The organism is Enterobacillus tribolii (assembly GCF_003363015.1).
Taxonomy (GTDB): domain Bacteria; phylum Pseudomonadota; class Gammaproteobacteria; order Enterobacterales; family Enterobacteriaceae; genus Enterobacillus; species Enterobacillus tribolii.
In genome coordinates this window covers 1-16,904 of the sequence record NZ_QRAP01000021.1, presented here as the reverse complement: position 1 = coordinate 16,904, position 16,904 = coordinate 1, and the positions used below count along the sequence as shown (strand labels likewise).

Annotated in this window: 13 protein-coding genes and 5 pseudogenes; 11 read left to right on the top strand and 7 right to left on the bottom strand. The window is 46.7% G+C overall.

Annotation, left to right across the window (positions count from 1 at the left end; genetic code table 11):
• Together C8D90_RS21725 and C8D90_RS22035 are read left to right on the top strand one after the other, a co-directional pair.
• Positions 1-77 (top strand): annotated as a pseudogene (locus C8D90_RS21725) (integrase); the annotation flags it as partial.
• A 161-nt stretch (positions 78-238) separates the two neighbouring features.
• Positions 239-694 (top strand): hypothetical protein, encoded by a 456-nt coding sequence (locus C8D90_RS22035; RefSeq protein ID WP_047411493.1) that lies wholly within the window; start codon positions 239-241, stop codon positions 692-694.
• Between the two features lie 110 nt (positions 695-804).
• Here C8D90_RS22035 and C8D90_RS21720 read toward each other — a convergent pair whose 3' ends face one another.
• Both C8D90_RS21720 and C8D90_RS21715 read right to left on the bottom strand, forming a co-directional pair.
• Entirely contained in the window at positions 805-1,854 is a 1,050-nt protein-coding gene (locus C8D90_RS21720; RefSeq protein WP_115460542.1) for a DUF6516 family protein, read from the bottom strand.
• Positions 1,855-2,171: 317 nt separating this feature from the next.
• Positions 2,172-2,861: a hypothetical protein gene (locus C8D90_RS21715; RefSeq protein ID WP_230473084.1), complete on the bottom strand. Its 690-nt coding sequence runs from the start codon at positions 2,859-2,861 to the stop codon at positions 2,172-2,174.
• Between the two features lie 631 nt (positions 2,862-3,492).
• On the opposite strand from C8D90_RS21715, the gene C8D90_RS21710 reads away from it, so the two are divergent.
• From C8D90_RS21710 to C8D90_RS21685, 5 genes and pseudogenes are all read left to right on the top strand, one after another.
• Positions 3,493-4,071 carry a YagK/YfjJ domain-containing protein gene (locus C8D90_RS21710; RefSeq protein ID WP_115460541.1) on the top strand — a complete coding sequence of 193 codons (579 nt, stop codon included), beginning with the start codon at positions 3,493-3,495 and terminating at the stop codon, positions 4,069-4,071.
• Positions 4,072-4,178: 107 nt separating this feature from the next.
• On the top strand, positions 4,179-4,385 hold the full coding sequence (locus C8D90_RS21705) for a helix-turn-helix transcriptional regulator (protein WP_071996437.1): 207 nt from the start codon (positions 4,179-4,181) through the stop codon (positions 4,383-4,385).
• Positions 4,386-4,480: 95 nt separating this feature from the next.
• Positions 4,481-5,140, top strand: a complete 660-nt coding sequence (locus C8D90_RS21700) for a hypothetical protein (protein ID WP_115460540.1) — start codon at positions 4,481-4,483, stop codon at positions 5,138-5,140.
• Positions 5,103-5,252: pseudogene (locus tag C8D90_RS22320) on the top strand (VOC family protein); the annotation flags it as partial. The gene C8D90_RS21700 and the pseudogene C8D90_RS22320, both read left to right, overlap by 38 nt.
• Before the next feature lie 251 nt (positions 5,253-5,503).
• Positions 5,504-5,995, top strand: a pseudogene (locus tag C8D90_RS21685) (putative zinc ribbon protein); the annotation flags it as partial.
• 238 nt (positions 5,996-6,233) lie between these two features.
• On the opposite strand, the gene C8D90_RS21680 reads toward C8D90_RS21685, so the two are convergent.
• The 3 genes from C8D90_RS21680 to C8D90_RS21670 form a co-directional block, all read right to left on the bottom strand.
• On the bottom strand, positions 6,234-6,557 hold the full coding sequence (locus C8D90_RS21680; RefSeq protein ID WP_115460537.1) for a hypothetical protein: 324 nt from the start codon (positions 6,555-6,557) through the stop codon (positions 6,234-6,236).
• 16 nt (positions 6,558-6,573) lie between these two features.
• On the bottom strand, positions 6,574-7,545 hold the full coding sequence (locus C8D90_RS21675) for a toll/interleukin-1 receptor domain-containing protein (protein WP_115460536.1): 972 nt from the start codon (positions 7,543-7,545) through the stop codon (positions 6,574-6,576).
• 81 nt (positions 7,546-7,626) lie between these two features.
• Complete coding sequence (locus tag C8D90_RS21670) at positions 7,627-8,142, bottom strand: hypothetical protein (protein WP_000416975.1); 516 nt, start codon at positions 8,140-8,142, stop codon at positions 7,627-7,629.
• Between the two features lie 341 nt (positions 8,143-8,483).
• Here C8D90_RS21670 and C8D90_RS21665 point away from each other — a divergent pair, with 341 nt between their 5' ends.
• The 4 genes from C8D90_RS21665 (at position 8,484) to C8D90_RS21650 (ending at position 16,062) form a co-directional block, all read left to right on the top strand.
• Complete coding sequence (locus C8D90_RS21665) at positions 8,484-9,401, top strand: WYL domain-containing protein (RefSeq protein WP_060175513.1); 918 nt, start codon at positions 8,484-8,486, stop codon at positions 9,399-9,401.
• Positions 9,402-10,077: 676 nt separating this feature from the next.
• The gene (locus tag C8D90_RS21660) at positions 10,078-13,176 is read left to right on the top strand and encodes a type I restriction endonuclease subunit R (RefSeq protein WP_115460535.1); all 3,099 of its coding nucleotides are present in this window, start codon (positions 10,078-10,080) and stop codon (positions 13,174-13,176) included.
• The gene (locus tag C8D90_RS21655; protein WP_115460534.1) at positions 13,170-14,807 is read left to right on the top strand and encodes an HsdM family class I SAM-dependent methyltransferase; all 1,638 of its coding nucleotides are present in this window, start codon (positions 13,170-13,172) and stop codon (positions 14,805-14,807) included. Before C8D90_RS21660 ends, C8D90_RS21655 begins: the two co-directional genes overlap by 7 nt.
• Positions 14,808-14,811: 4 nt before the next feature.
• Entirely contained in the window at positions 14,812-16,062 is a 1,251-nt protein-coding gene (locus C8D90_RS21650; protein ID WP_221810666.1) for a restriction endonuclease subunit S, read from the top strand.
• A gap of 291 nt (positions 16,063-16,353) precedes the next feature.
• Here C8D90_RS21650 and C8D90_RS21640 read toward each other — a convergent pair.
• Both C8D90_RS21640 and C8D90_RS21635 read right to left on the bottom strand, forming a co-directional pair.
• Positions 16,354-16,809, bottom strand: a pseudogene (locus tag C8D90_RS21640) (tyrosine-type recombinase/integrase); the annotation flags it as partial.
• Between the two features lie 16 nt (positions 16,810-16,825).
• A pseudogene (locus C8D90_RS21635) lies at positions 16,826-16,904 on the bottom strand (integrase); the annotation flags it as partial.

Here is a 16,904-nt window from a genome sequence, read left to right as displayed (position 1 = left end):
CCCTGAATAACCTGACGCCGGAAGAGTACCGGTTGATGGCAGAAAACCCGGAATTCTCAAAAAGTGTGTGGAACTAAAACAGGTATGCTTACACCAGGAGCTCAAATCGTAAAAAGCCAAGCATATTGATTACTTAGTAGCGGTTCAGAATCACGAAAAGCACATTAAAGATTAGCACGGGGGTATCAGTAGAGCTTACAGTTGCTGTCATAATTTTTACCAAGCAATTGGGGGAAAAATGGCACGCCGAATTGAACTGCGGGGCATAGCTAATGCTCTTAATGAGAGCTTTGTGAGCCGTAACAACGATTTTAAAGGATACTGGACTATTGGTCAGTTAAAGTTATTAGCTATCAACTACAACCTCACTACGATGGATTTTTCCCTTACTCCTCCTAAAAGCGCCCCGCACTTTAATCTGATACATTATGTTGAACTGCACTATGCAGCCATGCTTGGACACTTGTTAAGAAAGCAACAAATTCCAGATATTTGGGTAAGTGAAGCTAGTATTACGCTCGATTTCAACGTTAATGCTAAACACGAGCAGTTGAATAAATGCTCAACCTCTGGTGAACCTTTTCAGTGCTGTTGTCAGATAATTGATGACACTGGTCGTGGTTACTCTTCCGTTGTTTATGGCCGGAGCCAGGTTCACTCATCTGTGAAAGAGCTAAAACGACTCGAAAACTAACTATATAAAAATCTGCTGAACTTCCGCTTCTCGCTCACAACGGACCTGATAGCCACGCAGCCTATCGGCTGCGAGCCTGGAGCGGACATTACTAACATCATTAGATCATCTTATAATTTATCTTCAGCCTCTTGGATCAGCTTTAAAAGTAGTTTCATATCTAGACAAATATGTCCGTATGTAAAGCTTGTCTCGACGACATTTTTTGTAGATTTACGCAGATCAGAATGTACATGATCAGGGCCGTAAGGTACTATGTGGTGATCGGCTGAATCGACCCTAGACAACTGTTTTCCTTCAGGGGTCATTATTATATAGGCATAATTCGAGGGAGATTGGTGTCTGATTACTACGGTGATCCCCGACTGTCTTCGGGCGGTTACAGTTTCCCCTACAACTTTCATGATAGTGCATTTGAAATTTACTTTGAGTATTTCGCAGGTCTGCTCAAGCATTTCTTCAGTAGTTAGTGGACGCATATTTGAGAACATAACTATTCCACCCAAATGATTCGAGAGATAATTGAGAAGAATTGATTGCTTCTGAGATTCCTCTTCATGTGTCAAACACAGATGCATACCAATCATCATCCCTGACTTTCCCCAAACAGTACTGGTCGCCATGCGATCGGCTTTTTCACCACAAACTAAGCACTTTCCATCAAAGGACAGCCATATAGCTTGATCTACAGCAGTATTCTTAAGCCGCCCTCCTAGCAGACCATCGAATAATCTCGAGTCAGCTTTCCTTTTTTCGTACCACGGCTTATAACGTTGTATATACCCCGTTTCATCAATGAGCTTTGAGAAACTGGCATCATCTACTGGAGTGAGTTTGATTCCGTTTTGTTCGAGATAAACACCAATATGGCCAAACCAGAAAAGGTTTTTTGATTTCATAAAATAAATTCTGGCTGCTGGAAAGCGGACAGTTGGTGCATACATTGCATTTACATGAAAAGTACCTGCGCTGATATAAACATGTACATTCGTTGCTCCTTGCATCATCCAAAGCAATATCTCTTTGCTCGAAACTTCAATTACCAAAACTGGCTTTTCTTTTCTCAGTATATTGCCACCAAAGCATTGAATAACATTATCTGTTGCAGCTCCACTTAATTTTAGCCTGATGCAGTCAGTAATTACATCATTAAGTCTCAAAGTGTCATCCTTTATTATTCAAAATGGTACCGCGCAGGGGCTGCGCCTAAGTTTTCCGTCAACTGATACACCAATACCACCTTGTTACCAGATAGTTTTTTACACCGCAAGGGAGGCATGTACGTTCCTCGCTCATAGTGGACCTTCAGATCAGCTAGCTTGCACGCTTCGAGCCAGAAGTAAACGTTCTAATTTTCATACCTCAGCTATGTACTCTGTACGTAACGGGACAAGAGGGAGTAGTTAGAGAACCCTGCTCGATTCAGATTCATAACAGCACTGAGAAATCAGACGAAGAAACCACTGAGATTACAACGCTATTTAGCAGATCGCCGATAAGATTTCGCCGCTTGCCAGGCATGTTTCATCTTCTCAATAAACTCCAGCTTCTCTTCAGGTTGGACGTTCCACACATCTATAGCCGTAATAATCATGTCATAACGTATAGACGTATTATAAGGGCGAAGATAGCCCGCTATTCGTCCTTTTCCTTTCAGATAGTCCCAGAGATAAACTAACTGAGTTTCATCATCTCGTGACATCCAGTCAAAATCTGTCAGAAAAAAATCATATTGCTCAAGCCAACGCTCATGCAGTTTTCTGAAATAAGAGATCTTATCTCCAAGTGAGCATGGAGCTTCATCAATGTATCTCATCACACCGTTGATCAGTTCACGCTCAGTTACCGGAGTGGGATTTGCTCCCGCGTTCAGATAAAATCGGGAGAAAACACGTTTCGGTTTTTTCGAAGCAGTAGCCTGTGGATTTGTTATCAAGTCCCAATCAATATCGTCCAAATCTATATTCAAATTAGAGAAATCAATATTGGTGAAGATATTATCGTCCATTAAAAGAGAATTAAAATCACTAGAACAACCGACGTCATTCCCCAACCCACCAAGCGTCAACCCTGCAGATTTTACTGGGTATTCAAAAATGTAATGGTGAGCAAACCACGATGCTCTAGGTGTACCTTCCTTTGAAACAATCAAAATAATCTTTATCAATCAGTTGCAGGTCAGCCCATTCTTTAAGTGTTTTCCGCGCAATTTTGATTCTGTCCTGAACGCCATGAAAATGCCGTTCAAGGATCTGAGAGATCAAGCGTCGAAAATCATCCGGTGTTTCATAAGTACTGCACAGTAACGAGTGATCTGTGTTGAAAATCCTATTCAGCGTTTTTAGGTACATTATCTCGTAGCGGATCATATCGTAATGCAACATCGTCTCTTCCCTCTAACTCTGGCTCCTGAACACAGATTAGCATGTACATCTTTTAGGTAGAGGGAGGCGGGTCACAGGCTGAGTAATGGCTGACTTTTTACTGATATCCTACTGATTTTATTGTGATAATACTCTGACGCCTTACTGCATTATTCCTGTTATTTTCACTCTACGACCCTCCTCTTTTCACCTCATTAGAATCGTTCAACAGCAAATATGAACATTTGGGTTTTTAGTATAATTAAGGGGTACTCCCTGTTTCTATACCACCCTGTTCACTGTTCCTTCCCCCCAACAAGCAACCCTGTCTGTATTCCCCTGGATACACGACTCCCTGTATCTGCCGTATCCCCTTCTCTTAAAAATTACATCTCATCCCAATCCTTTGTACTCCATCTGACAAAGGATAAATCAATGCACATACCTTACCCTTTTAACCCCAGATACACGATGAACTGGTTTCTGCTGTCTCTACTCAATGACCACCTGAATCAGCTACTGAACCGATACTCCCGAATACAGGCACTCAGACTCGACCTGTTCTATCAGAAAGGTACAGGACGCTATAAACATTATTCATGGAATGAAACCGAGCGAGAGGTGCGCATGCTGGTTGAACGTACCCTGCAGCACACAAATCTGGCAGGATATTTCTGGGTACTCGAGAACTCTGTAGACCACGGGTGCCATGCCCATATCGTGTTCTATCTCGACAGGCACCTTAACCAGGCTACCTACCCAATAGCTGAGAAAGTAGGAACAATATGGCGGGAAATAACGCGACGAGAAGGCTATTACAACCGCTGCGAATACAAACCCTCTTATGAAGTCAGTATTGATAGACCAGTGAACTACGATGATACCGAAGCCATTGATAACCTGCGCTACATCATCAGCTATCTCGCCAAAGAAGAGCAAAAGCACGGTCACTATCACTACGGAGCCAGTGAGGTACCGCCACCCAGTGGACTGGGGCGTCCTCGCACGTTGTAACTTACGTTCTGCACTTTTTTACGTATCAATCCATTGATGTGGAAGGGCTGGTAGTAACGAGCAATCAACCACCAGCTCAGAATAATCCCACAATGGAAGACAGCATTATGACAGAACAAATTTCTTTGCTTGATGACCAACTGGTGGATATGCGGTTCCTCACGAAGCTAACGGGACTTACGGATAAATGGTTCTATAAGCTGATTAAAGATGGTGACTTCCCCAAACCAGTCAAACTGGGGCGCAGTTCTCGCTGGTTAAAGAGCGAAGTAGAAAACTGGCTTCAGGAACGTATTAACCAGTCACGTAAATAACACCACTCTGACCTACCCCCCGGCAAGAAAATAATTATCCGACTCGTTCGGAGGTTTTCTGCTGTCTGTCATTAAAGCCAGAAGGAATATGAACAATGAAAGATTACAAACCACGTTACGAAGAACTTTATAAATATTATCAGGTCTGGTTGACTGATTTTACGAAGCTGACGGTCAGATCGGGTATGTGTCACCAGAATATCTACCACCATCATACCCTGACGGTTGGCAGCCTTAAGTTTCCGGGAGAGGAAGAGGTTATTGCTATTGTCCCCCAGTGCCTGCACCGGATTATTTATGGCAGAGCAGCAGCCCCACTGACTGTTAATGATGACCTGAGTGTCAGTTTATTTACCCAGGAGCATCTGCTGGCTCACCATCCCATGCTGGAGGGGATTTTGCTGTCTGAGTGCGTGCGTTTAAAACAACGCCCTCTGGCAAATAAGCTCATCAGTTTGTTCCGCCAGTTCGGCGGTAGCGAGCTACGTCTGAAGCTGGTCTGGCTGTGCTGGTACGATTTGATGCTGGGGAATTGCCTTGATGACTGGACCAACAACCTCAGGTTCAAAAAAGACAAAGAGATGGATATCTGGATCAATGACCGGCAGGTTGAAAACCCTGCGCTGACCAGTCTGATGGACGAGTATGTCTGCTTTGCATGGCGGACGACAGCGGAACCACTGAATCAGGCTTCATCCATAGTCATGCAAGGAATAGCAGCTTCACGCGCTAGCTTTAAATCACGGTGGCACTGACGAGGGAGTACCTAGCCTGCGCCCGCATTACGGCGAAGGTTTTTACAACGCTTACGTCAGAGACCCCGATGGCAACAAGCTGACATTCGCCTATTACACCGCACTATCCTGAGAACGTTAAACCGGGGCCTTAGCGCCCCATCTGAAACTAAACTTATCCCGTAGATTTCAGAGGAGCATTGGACGAGTTGATAAATGCCGAGATGTCTGAATGTTTTTACGCCAGAACTCCATAGTGTGCCAACCAAAGAACAGTAACGACACCCCACATACGCTTACTTCGCCTCCTCCGATAAAACCTAGCTAATCCGCCATTCACACCCTGCCCGCGTAGCCCGTACAGGGACTGCTGACGCCTGCGTGTTGTCTGGCAGCAAGGAACTATACAATGTACGCAAAATCCTTTATCGCTCTCGATGGTAACGGTCGCTTGACCGGTGCCCGTACTGCGCAGACCGCCTCTTACGACAAGTATACCTACCACCTCTGCGGCAATACGCTGCAATACCATCTTGAATACCAGACGGAACACCCGAGGTTTGCACACCGGCCCGATATGCAGACTCTTCATGTGATCCGGCCTGGTTTGAACACGACCAGCGCTCAGTGATTCAACATGTGCTGATGAACTGTGCCCATCTGGACCCGGAAGTGAGGGCGGAGGCTCGTCACAGAAAGTTATGCAACACCATCAATGGGCTGGATGCGTCGGTGACAACATGCTCTTGGTACTGTGTCTGGTGCAGTGGTCATTACTGCGAGGATAAGTATTGTGCGTCGTGTAGGACGGGCATTTACAGCATTGAACAATCCAGCTGGCAACTGAATTACTGCTGTAATGTCAGCCCTGAATAATCACTGTCAGCCAGGAAGACTAATACATTGCTGCCGCTGCTTTACGCGTGGCAAGTACCTACCGGATTTCTGTATGCCCCGTTGGGTACCCGCGGTGTTTAGCGACAGCTTCTTAAGAACTCCCCTGTTGCAGGCACTCACCATTTCGAATGGTGATGAGCAGGTTACCAGAGAAACAATCCATCCCCCGACTTTTCCGCGGAAGAACTGAACGCGAGTGTGTTTTACAAGACCCTTATTATCTATCAGAACAAAACTTTTCCTGAAAGTGCTGTCGGCATTCAGCTATTGCTGAACATATATCTCGTGCAGGCCGTATGTGATAGGTTATCGTGGTCTGGAATCCCCTTCCGGGTTGAAATCCCAAGTGTTCAAGACTTATAACATCGTCAGTCTTGATCCAGCCACGCTCACCATGCTCACCGATATTTCCCTCACGATAAACGATGATTTTCTCCGGGTAGTCAGGATTTTCACCTTCCTTCGAGAAAATCTTATAGCGGACATCGCCGGTGCGTTCATTGCTCAACAGCAGTACTTTTACCAGATTGAGTTGTACCATTGTTGCCTCCCGGTCCTCAGGACATACGTTGTTTTACGGATTTGAAGAACATATCCCACAAATGTTCTGCCATACCTTCATTAGTCAGTAATGTGTTATGACTGTTTCCGGAGAACCCCATCATCGTGCGAAAACCCAGAGACTGACCGTTATCCGCCAAACTTAGACTTTCGTTGTAGCTGTTTCGAACCATGCCGTCATGACTGAAACAGACTGAGCCTACCCCATGGAGTCTGTCACCACGCCAGACCCCACACTGCCCCGTCCGGGTACCGTGTAAATAAATCGCGCAGGTGAACGCGCTGGAGTCAACCGGTTGAAATTCCACTTCTATACCTGGGTTGCGTTGTTTTAGCTCGAAGAGAGAGTTTTCGAAATAGCGTGCAACATACTCAAAACCTTCACGGCTAGCCCGATCTTTATCGAGATCGCTGAATGTTTTTGGAAGCGAGAGGTTGCCGGATCGGGGCTTTAAAACTGAATTTACCGACGGTGATAGTTGAGCCTTTGATGAAGTTGAAGCGTGAGGCTCTTGGGTTGAATTGTTGGTATCAATACGGGCAGCAGCCTTTGATACTGCATCAACAACCTGCACAAACCCGTCATCATGACTGGGAAACTGAGTAATCGGTTTCCCATCTTTGGTTGCGGCCAGTAGCTTACCAAAAGGAAGATTGTGCCAGGCACAATTGCGCAAAATCACCGGGATGACTATCGCTTCCCCTCGTTCATGCCGCGCCATTGCATTCTTAATTTCAATATTCCAGCAATAATCCGATGCAATGAAGTCGCTACTGACTAACAGCAGAATAATATTGGCTTCGGCGAAATAGCGATCTATTTCATGCTCAAATTCCTGCCCAGGAGCAATACGTCGGTCATGCCACGCGCTGATTGTTCCCATGCGTTTTAACGGTGAGAGATGCGTTTCGAGCTCGTTACGCAAGTCTTCATCTGCATGAGAATAGGAAAAAACGAGGGTAACCATAAACGTTAATCTCTCCTTAAATATCCTTGATATCCAGCTATTGTAGTTAGTGTAAAAAGGGGCAAACAGCCCCTAACACGATTAACATGCACTCATCCCATCAGGAGGCATCTTAGGGTTGGCTGCAGCTTGGTTTACTAATTTAAGTATCGCTTCCTTGCCAAACTCCTTGCATAGACGAGCAATGTCCCTTTGTGCATGTGAACGTTTATGTTGCGCGTGTAACCTTGCGCATTTCCTCATAATCTCCTCCGGTTCGGATTTCAGAGAATGAAGATCCTCTTTACTGATGAAAAAAACCGCCTGATTGGTGATTCCACCAACATCAGAGCCCGTTGAAACGGAATTTGTTGAGACAGGGAGATTCTTCAGCTTCAAGGAGTGAATGACCGCAGATGCTCGTTTAACGCTAAAGTCGGCATTAATTTCATACCCTGCAGTTGTGATCGTTTTTCCATCACATAAGGCTGCAAATACGCACAGGCTTGATTTTTGCAAACGCTTTATCACGTCAAGCATGATGAAATTGCCTGAAAAATAAGCATTGAGCTTGTGCCGCGCAATTTCGGGTGAATACTGGTCGGTTACTTTTTCCATCAGTTACTCCAAATCGGTTTATTGGTACCGTTACTGGAGCCACGCTTGTCGATTACGTTGTGAATAACGTATACTCGAAATGCGATTAGCAGGGCTCAAGTGGCGGATTATTCCTCCGCAGAGGTTTTGTTTTTCTGGTGAAGGTTGTCTGCAAACAACCTTCACCATCCCTTCCAGAAGAAATACTCATACAGAACAATTGTTCTATCCAAATATTCCTCCAGAACGATACTGCTGATGATCAATTTATCAACAGGTGTCAATCCTAACTCATTGCAAGCAGTAGATCAACATGTGATAATTGACAGCATACTTAATGTATCATCTATCGGAGTGTTACGATGACAGAATTTCATGACGTTCATTTGGAACTGCTTGTTGAAGCCTATTCGCTTCCTCAGGCAGAGCGACTGGCGTACATCGATTTGTGTATACGCTACCTCGGCAGCATATCCAGGGCCGAAATTATGGCTGAGTTCAAAGTTGCACAGGCTGCAGCCTCAAAAGATCTTGCTTTATATCGGGAACTCAAGCCAGGTAACTGTAGTATTGATACGGCAACCAAAAGGACGATTATTTCTCATGGTACCTATACTCCATTGGTGCAGATTAGTGTTCATACGGCGCTGAATCTGATCCAGTATGGTTTCTCTCGTTCGGAGCTGATGCAAAAACGTCCGATGCTGCCGATTGATGAGATAGACCCGCTTTATCTACCTGAGCGTTTGAAAGAAGAACAGGTCTATGTTGTCACCAGGGCAATAAAAGGCCGCTATGCGATCAAATGCACATATGGCTCAGAAAGTGGCGAGCATGGCAAACGGATACTATTTCCATCAGCATTATTTGTAGATCGGAAAAACTGGTACTTCAGAGCTTATGATCGAAACGATTCGGATCCAAAACTGAGTGGGTTTAAAAACTTTAAGTTATCGAGAATTTTTGATGTTGAGCAAGAGGAATCGATACTGCCGACGGTTGCAGAGTTGACGGACAGAGAATGGAATGAGGAGGTTACCTTTATCATTGCATTCAAAAAGGATCTTCGACCTGAGATTGTAGATAAAATCTCTCGCGAGTTTTCGATCAGCGGTAATGTACATTCTGTTACATGTCGCGCTGCTTTGGCCTGGTACGTAAAGACCAACTGGAAAATAGATCTGACTGGAAATAACAATAATGGTTGGTTGTACTTTGATGTCCTGAATAAAGAAGCTTTACAAGAAGTTAAATGCCTGGAGAAGTTGTTTGAAGAGTAATATTTTCAGTCACTGCTCTTCCAAACTGGAGTTTGGTTGCGGATGGGCAAGTTATTGCGTCAACATTCGCTATCTACTGTCTTACGCTAGGTGTGGTTCGGGAGACGTCACATGTTGATGATGCATAGTAGCTGAGACTGATAACGATTCAGCTTGCCCGCTAGTGAGTAGATGTACAGGCTCTGTACTGCCTGAGCATCCTAAATTACTGATCCACTACAACCCGTATTTGCAGGTTGAGCGACCTTTGTGGATGGTTTCACCGAACTAAAGGTTCGTGCCATGCAGAGCTTTAGTCTGCGCTATCTGTGACTTCACCAGTTATCTGAGTTAATTGTGCAGAACCAGAACCGGCTACCGTTCTTCTGCCTTAGCGGCGTATTCTGGCCTGACATGGGCGTTGATTCCTAGCGAACCGCCGATCGACGTTCCAAGCGAAAACATGATCGACCAGAGCTGGATACGCAACTTTGCCACCATTCTTGATTTTCACGAAAAATTTCAGAGTCTGGCACGGCGGTTATCATTTTCAGTAAAGCGCGACAAATGTACTCAGGCAGTTAACAGAGAACGTGTAACATAGATACAAATTGAACAAACATTGTTGCCAGCCGTTCGGGGGTTGTGGAATACCGCATGGCCTGAGACGTGATAAATACCAAAAACAGGGAACACGATGAAATTCACCGAAGACACCCGGGTAAAAATCCCCGTCATCCTCCACCTGATACGGCTGGGCTACCGCTACCTGTCTCTGAAAGAACAACACTGGGACAAAGAAACCAACATCTTTCCTGACCTTTTCACCGCTGCAGTTGGCAGAATTAACCCCGGAATTGCGCCCGACGACATCGGGCGCCAGTTAAAAGATCTCACGCTGCTTCTCGACAACGACGACCTAGGCCGCGCCTTCTTCGAAAAACTCAGCGACCGTTCCGGCATCAAACTGATAGACTTCGATAACTTCAACAACAACAGCTTCCATGTCGTCACCGAACTGACCTGCGAAAACGGCGATGAAGAGTTCCGCCCGGACATCACGCTGCTGATCAATGGCATGCCACTGATCTTTATCGAAGTGAAAAAGCCCAACAACCGCGAAGGTATCGTCGCAGAACGCAACCGCATCAACGAACGCTTTAAGAACCCCAAATTCAAACGCTTCGCCAATATCACCCAGTTCATGATCTTCTCCAACAACATGGAGTATGACGACAGTGACCCGGAGCCGATTCAGGGGGCATTCTACGCCAGCAGCTCATACAGCAACCCGGTATTCAACTACTTCCGCGAAGAAGAACTCTTCAACCTGACCAACTTACTGAAACCGCTGTCAGAAGAAACCGAAATCGCCGTTCTGAAAGACAACAACCTGGAAGTCATTCGTACCAACCCGGAATTTCAGACCAACAAAGATCACAACCGCCCGACCAACCGCCTTTGCACCGCGCTGTTGAGCCGCGAACGGCTGGCATTTATCCTGCGCTATGCGCTGGTGTACGTCGCCGAACCGGGCAGCATCCAGAAGCACATCATGCGTTACCCGCAGCTCTTCGCCACCAAAGCAATCGAGCGCAAACTGAACGCTGGCGTGAAAAAAGGCATTATCTGGCACACCCAGGGCAGTGGAAAAACCGCACTGGCTTACTACAACGTGCGCTTCCTGACGGATTACTTCCAGAGTCAGCAGGTGATCCCAAAATTCTACTTTATTGTTGACCGTCTGGATCTGCTCCAGCAGGCGCAGCGCGAGTTCACCGCCCGTGGCTTAATTGTTCACCTTATTGACTCACGCGAAGCCTTCACCCGCGACATCAAAGCGGCGCAGGCGCTGCACAATCACCACGGCAAAGCGGAAATCACCGTCGTCAACATCCAGAAATTCCGCGATGACCCGGACGTCGTCACCATCAAAGACTACGACATCAACATCCAGCGCGTGTACTTCCTCGATGAAGTCCACCGCAGCTACAACCCCAAAGGGAGCTTCCTGGCGAACTTAAGCCAGTCGGACACCAACGCTATCAAAATTGGCCTGACCGGTACACCTCTGCTGGGAACGGACTACAACTCCCGCGACCTCTTCGGCGACTACATCCACAAATACTACTACAACGCCTCCATTGCCGACGGCTACACGCTGCGCCTGATCCGTGAAGAGATCGCCACCAACTACCGGATGATCCTGCAACAGGCGCTAAAAGACGTAGAAGTCAGAATGGGCGATGTAGATCGCAAATACATCTACGCCCATCCCAGCTTCGTCAAACCGATGCTGGACTACATCATCACCGACTTTGCCAAAAGCCGGGGCGCGCTGAATGATGGCACCATCGGCGGCATGGTGATATGTGACAGCTCTGAACAGGCCAAACAGATGTTTGAATTGTTCAACGCCGACTACGCCGAATCGCCCACCGTTGCCGATGAAGTTACCGACGAAATGTCTATATTACAGGCCGCAGAACCCGCTGCCGTTTACCAGATCCACGCCAAAGAAACACGGAAAATCAAACGCGCCGCTCTGATCCTGCACGACATCGGCAGCAAGCAGGAACGTAAAGAATGGGTGGAACAATTCAAGGCGGGTGAGATTGACCTGCTGTTCGTCTACAATATGCTGCTCACCGGCTTTGATGCCAAACGGCTGAAAAAACTCTACCTCGGGCGGGTGATCAGAAAGCACAACCTGCTCCAAGCGCTGACCCGCGTCAACCGAACATACAACCACTTCCGCTACGGTTACGTGGTGGACTTCGCCGATATCCGCCAGGAATTTGACGCCACCAACAAAGCCTACTTCGAAGAGCTACAGGCCGAACTGGGCGACGAAATGGAGCACTATTCCCGCCTGTTCAAATCGGCGGAAGAGATCCGCGAAGAAATTGAACACATTAAAGACGTTCTGTTCAGTTTCGATACGGAAAACGCAGAAATTTTCACTGACCAGATAAACCAGATCCAGGACCGGGAAACCGCGCTGGCGCTAAAAAACGCGCTGGCCGATGCCCGCAGCCTGTACAACCTGATCCGCCTCCAGGGCAACACTGAATTTCTCCAGGCGCTGGACTTCAACAAACTCAACATCCTCTACCGCGAAGCCAGCCACCGCCTCGACTTACTCAACCTGAAGGCGGATCTGGAGCAGGATGTTGACCTCTCCGGTCTGTTGAACCGTGCGCTGGAAGAGGTGATCTTTGAATTCCATAAAGTGGGCGAAGAAGAGCTGGTACTGGCAGATGAACTGAAAGAGACACTGCGCCGCACCCGCGAGGCGCTGGCCGCGAACTTCGATCAGCAGGACCCGCAGTTCGTCAGCCTGAAAGACGAACTGGAGCGCCTGTTCAAGAAAAAGAAGCTCAGTGAAGTCACGCAGGAAGAAATGGTTGCGAATATCGGCACACTCAATAAAATTCATGACCGCATCAAAGAGCTGAACCGCCAGAACAACCTGCTGCGCCAGAAATACCGGGGCGACGTGAAATACGCGCGTACCCACAAACGCCTGCGCGAGCGCGGCGGCCTGAGCGAACCGGAGCGTAAAATCTTCGAAGCACTGCTTGGCGTTAAGCTGGATGCGGATGAAAAAGTGCTGAACAACAGCCATATACTGAACAATGAAAGCTACTTTGAGCGCCAGATTGTGTCATGTGTACTTGACCACTTTGAACAACAGCAGCACATCACCCTCAGTGCGAAAGCGGCTGGCGACATCAACCGCCTGATTGTGGCGGAATACCTGAACGAATTTAATACCGGAGCACGTACGTGGTAGAACTGGAATTTAGAGACAAAACCAAAACCCTGATCGACAGCCTGAAAAGCATCTGTGCGAACTACGGTCTGGGCAACGACGGTAACGAATTCAAAATCATCACGCAGGCATTCCTGTACAAATTCCTAAACGACAAATTCGCCTTTGAAGCCAAAAAGGTGGATAAAAGCATCGCCAGCGCCGAAAAATGGGAAGTCGCGCTCAATCAGATGAGTGAAGAACAGCGGGACAAGCTGCAACTGAAGATGAGCGCCGACACCGCGCGTCTGAAGCCGCATCACTTCATTCAGTATTTATACAACCGTCAAAATGAGGCGAATTTCGCCACCACCTTTGACGACACCCTGATGGACATAGCCGCCACCAACAATGACGTCTTCGCGGTCAAAACCGACGGCGGCGCGAAAGTGGTGCTGTTTGAACGCCTCAGCCAGTACATCGCCGACGAATCAAAGCGCGATGACTTCTGCCGCGCCATCATCAACAAACTGGCCGATTTCAGCTTTGAACGCATCTTCACGCAGAAATTCGACTTCTACTCCACCATCTTTGAATACCTGATCAAAGATTACAACAGCAACGCCGGCGGCAAATACGCGGAATACTACACGCCCCACGCCGTGGCGCGCATCATGGCGGAAATCCTGGTGCCGAAAGCACAGCAGGGTGTGGTGCGCAACGTAAGCTGTTACGACCCGTCCGCCGGTTCCGGCACCTTGTTGATGAACGTGGCGCACGCCATCGGGGAAGATCGTTGCAGCATCTTTGCGCAGGACATCTCGCAGAAATCCTCCAGCCTGCTGCGCCTGAACCTGATCCTCAACAATCTGGTGCATTCGATCCCTAACGTTATCCAGGGGAACACCATTCTGCATCCGTTCCATAAGGACGGCGGCGCGCTGAAATGCTTTGACTACATCGTCTCCAATCCGCCGTTTAAGATGGATTTCAGCGACTTTCGCGACGAGTTGGACAGCAAGGAAAACCAGCAACGTTTCTTTGCCGGGATACCGAAAATCAAAGCCAAAGCCAGGGACAAAATGGAGATTTACCAGTTGTTCCTGCAACACATCATTTTCTCGCTGAAACCGGGTGGCAAGGCGGCGGCGGTGGTGCCGACTGGCTTCATCACCGCGCAATCAGGCATTGATAAAGGCATTCGAGAACATCTGGTGAAAAACAAGATGCTGGCGGGCGTGGTTTCCATGCCGTCGAATATCTTCGCCACCACCGGCACCAATGTGTCGATCCTGTTTATTGACGCCAGCAACAAAGAGAAAGTGGTGCTGATCGACGCCTCGAATTTAGGTGAAAAAGTCAAAGACGGCAAAAACCAGAAAACGGTACTGGCCGAAGAAGAAGAGCAACGCATCTGCGAAGTATTCAACAATAAGTGGAGCGAAGAGGATTTCTCGGTGGTAGTCAGCTATGACGACATCGCCGGGAAAAATTACTCGTTCAGCGCCGGGCAGTATTTTGATGTGAAAATTGAATACACCGATATGACGCCGGAACAGTTTGCCGCGAAGATGAAAGGGTTTACGGAGAATCTGGAGAGTTTGTTTAGCCAGTCGTGCGAGCTGGAAGCGGAGATTAAAAAGCAGATGGCGGGGCTGAAGTATGACGCATAGTTATATGACTACCATTGGAGAAATTGCTGAAGTTTTTGATGGGCCACATGCAACACCTAAAAAACTTCCTTCCGGCCCATACTTCCTAAGCATCTCAAGCCTGGATAAGGGGAGATTGGATCTTACGAAGTCAGCCTTTTTAAGCGAGGAAGATTTTAAAAAATGGACCAAACGAGTTACACCTGAAAAGGGTGATCTTCTTTTCTCTTACGAAACCAGACTTGGTGAGGCGGCACTCATGCCTTCTGGCGTAAGGGCGTGTCTTGGTCGACGCATGGGCTTGTTGAGGTTCAATAAAGCTAAAGCTATGCCAGAGTATGTTTTATATGCATATTTGTCGCCAGCATTCCAACAAACAATAAAAGCAAATACGCTCACAGGCGCTACTGTAGATCGTCTTTCGATAAGTGAATTTCCAAATTTTCCAATTCGCATACCGCCTCTTGAAGAGCAGAAAAAAGTGGCGAATCTATTAGGTAGTATCGATAAGAAAATTGCCCTCAACAACCGCATCAACGCCGAACTGGAAGCGATGGCGAAAACGCTGTACGACTACTGGTTTGTGCAGTTTGATTTCCCTGATGCCAACGGAAAACCGTATAAAACCTCTGGCGGGAAGATGGTGTATAACGCTACGCTGAAACGGGACATTCCGGTGGGTTGGAATTTAAAACCTATTCTTGAATGTTGTGATGTTATAGATTGTTTGCATTCTAAAAAACCAGAATCAAATTATTTCTCTAATGAGCATTATTTGCTTCAACTTGAAAACATTGAAGATAATGGACTTTTGGATATGTCTGTGAAATATTTCGTCTCTCATGAGGATTATATTAACTGGACTTCTAGAATTGAAGTAAAACAACATGACATTGTAATGACTAATGCCGGAAGAATTGCCGCGTTTGCTCAAATTCCTGAAGGAATTAAATGTGGCATTGGGCGTAACATTACAGCTATACGCCCCAAAAACATTAAGAAAAATTATTTTTTCTCTGCGCTTTCAGGTATAGATATACAAAGTCAAATTGCAAAGAACCTTGACCATGGCGCTTTCTTTAAAAGTTTTAATGTCAAAGGCATTAAACTTTTGAAAATAATAAAAACAGATAATGGTTTAGAAGATAAATTCGAGTCTTTAATTACTCCAGTAATTGAAAAAAGACAGCAAGTGCAACATGAAAATCAGATGTTAAAAGAACTCCGAGACTGGCTCCTCCCTCTGCTTATGAACGGCCAGGTCACGGTCAAATAATCCCCAACGTGTTTTTTGAGGCGCAGTCCAAATCCATACTGCGCCTCGTTCACCACAACCAAAACCTTGCCATTCATTTCTGATCGGGTATCATTCACATTTACCAGTATTAATTATTACAACACCCAACGACCTATAACTGTCATCAAAAACCTAACTTTTCACTATGATTAGACAGTCAATCCGGTTCAGTAAATCACCGAGATATACATCATTATGAATATCCCGGCGATTTAGAGTATATTTGTTTCCCTTGGTGGAATGAATATTGATGAGATGGTTCGTTCCAGCTTATCTCAATGGGTTGTTAGTTTTGGCATAGCCAAAGGGAGAGATAACTTCTTGCATATTCGCATCCAGATAATCTGCCCACCACTGCAGCATTAGCCTGCGCTCCCCCAAGTGTTCCGCTTTATGGATGTAAGCCGCCCGCACAGAGTTACGCTCCTGATGGCTCATCTGCCGCTCTACCGCATCCCTCGACCACAATCCCGATTCAATCAAAGAACTACACGCCATAGTCCCGAAGCCATGTCCACATACTTCCGTTTTCGTGTCATAACCCATCACTCGCAGAGCCTTGTTGACCGTATTCTCACTCATCGGCTTACGCGGATCGTGATCGCCCACGAAAATCAGCTCTCGGTTCCCGTTCATGCATTTGATCTTTTCCAGAATAGCTAAGGCCTGACGCGACAAGGGAACAAGATGCGGCGTCTTCATCTTTGAGCCACGCTGAGAGTATTTTGTAAGCATACCTGTTTTAGTTCCACACACTTTTTGAGAATTCCGGGTTTTCTGCCATCAACCGGTACTCTTCCGGCGTCAGGTTATTCAGGGAT

Excerpts from the sequence above, each read along its gene's own strand:
- C8D90_RS22035 (WP_047411493.1), top strand. The coding sequence starts at position 239 with ATGGCACGCCGAATTGAACTGCGGGGCATAGCTAATGCTCTTAATGAG.
- C8D90_RS21710 (WP_115460541.1), top strand. The coding sequence starts at position 3,493 with ATGCACATACCTTACCCTTTTAACCCCAGATACACGATGAACTGGTTT.
- C8D90_RS21705 (WP_071996437.1), top strand. The coding sequence starts at position 4,179 with ATGACAGAACAAATTTCTTTGCTTGATGACCAACTGGTGGATATGCGG.
- C8D90_RS21700 (WP_115460540.1), top strand. The coding sequence starts at position 4,481 with ATGAAAGATTACAAACCACGTTACGAAGAACTTTATAAATATTATCAG.
- C8D90_RS21680 (WP_115460537.1), bottom strand. The coding sequence starts at position 6,557 with ATGGTACAACTCAATCTGGTAAAAGTACTGCTGTTGAGCAATGAACGC.
- C8D90_RS21675 (WP_115460536.1), bottom strand. The coding sequence starts at position 7,545 with ATGGTTACCCTCGTTTTTTCCTATTCTCATGCAGATGAAGACTTGCGT.
- C8D90_RS21670 (WP_000416975.1), bottom strand. The coding sequence starts at position 8,142 with ATGGAAAAAGTAACCGACCAGTATTCACCCGAAATTGCGCGGCACAAG.
- C8D90_RS21665 (WP_060175513.1), top strand. The coding sequence starts at position 8,484 with ATGACAGAATTTCATGACGTTCATTTGGAACTGCTTGTTGAAGCCTAT.
- C8D90_RS21660 (WP_115460535.1), top strand. The coding sequence starts at position 10,078 with ATGAAATTCACCGAAGACACCCGGGTAAAAATCCCCGTCATCCTCCAC.
- C8D90_RS21650 (WP_221810666.1), top strand. The coding sequence starts at position 14,812 with ATGACTACCATTGGAGAAATTGCTGAAGTTTTTGATGGGCCACATGCA.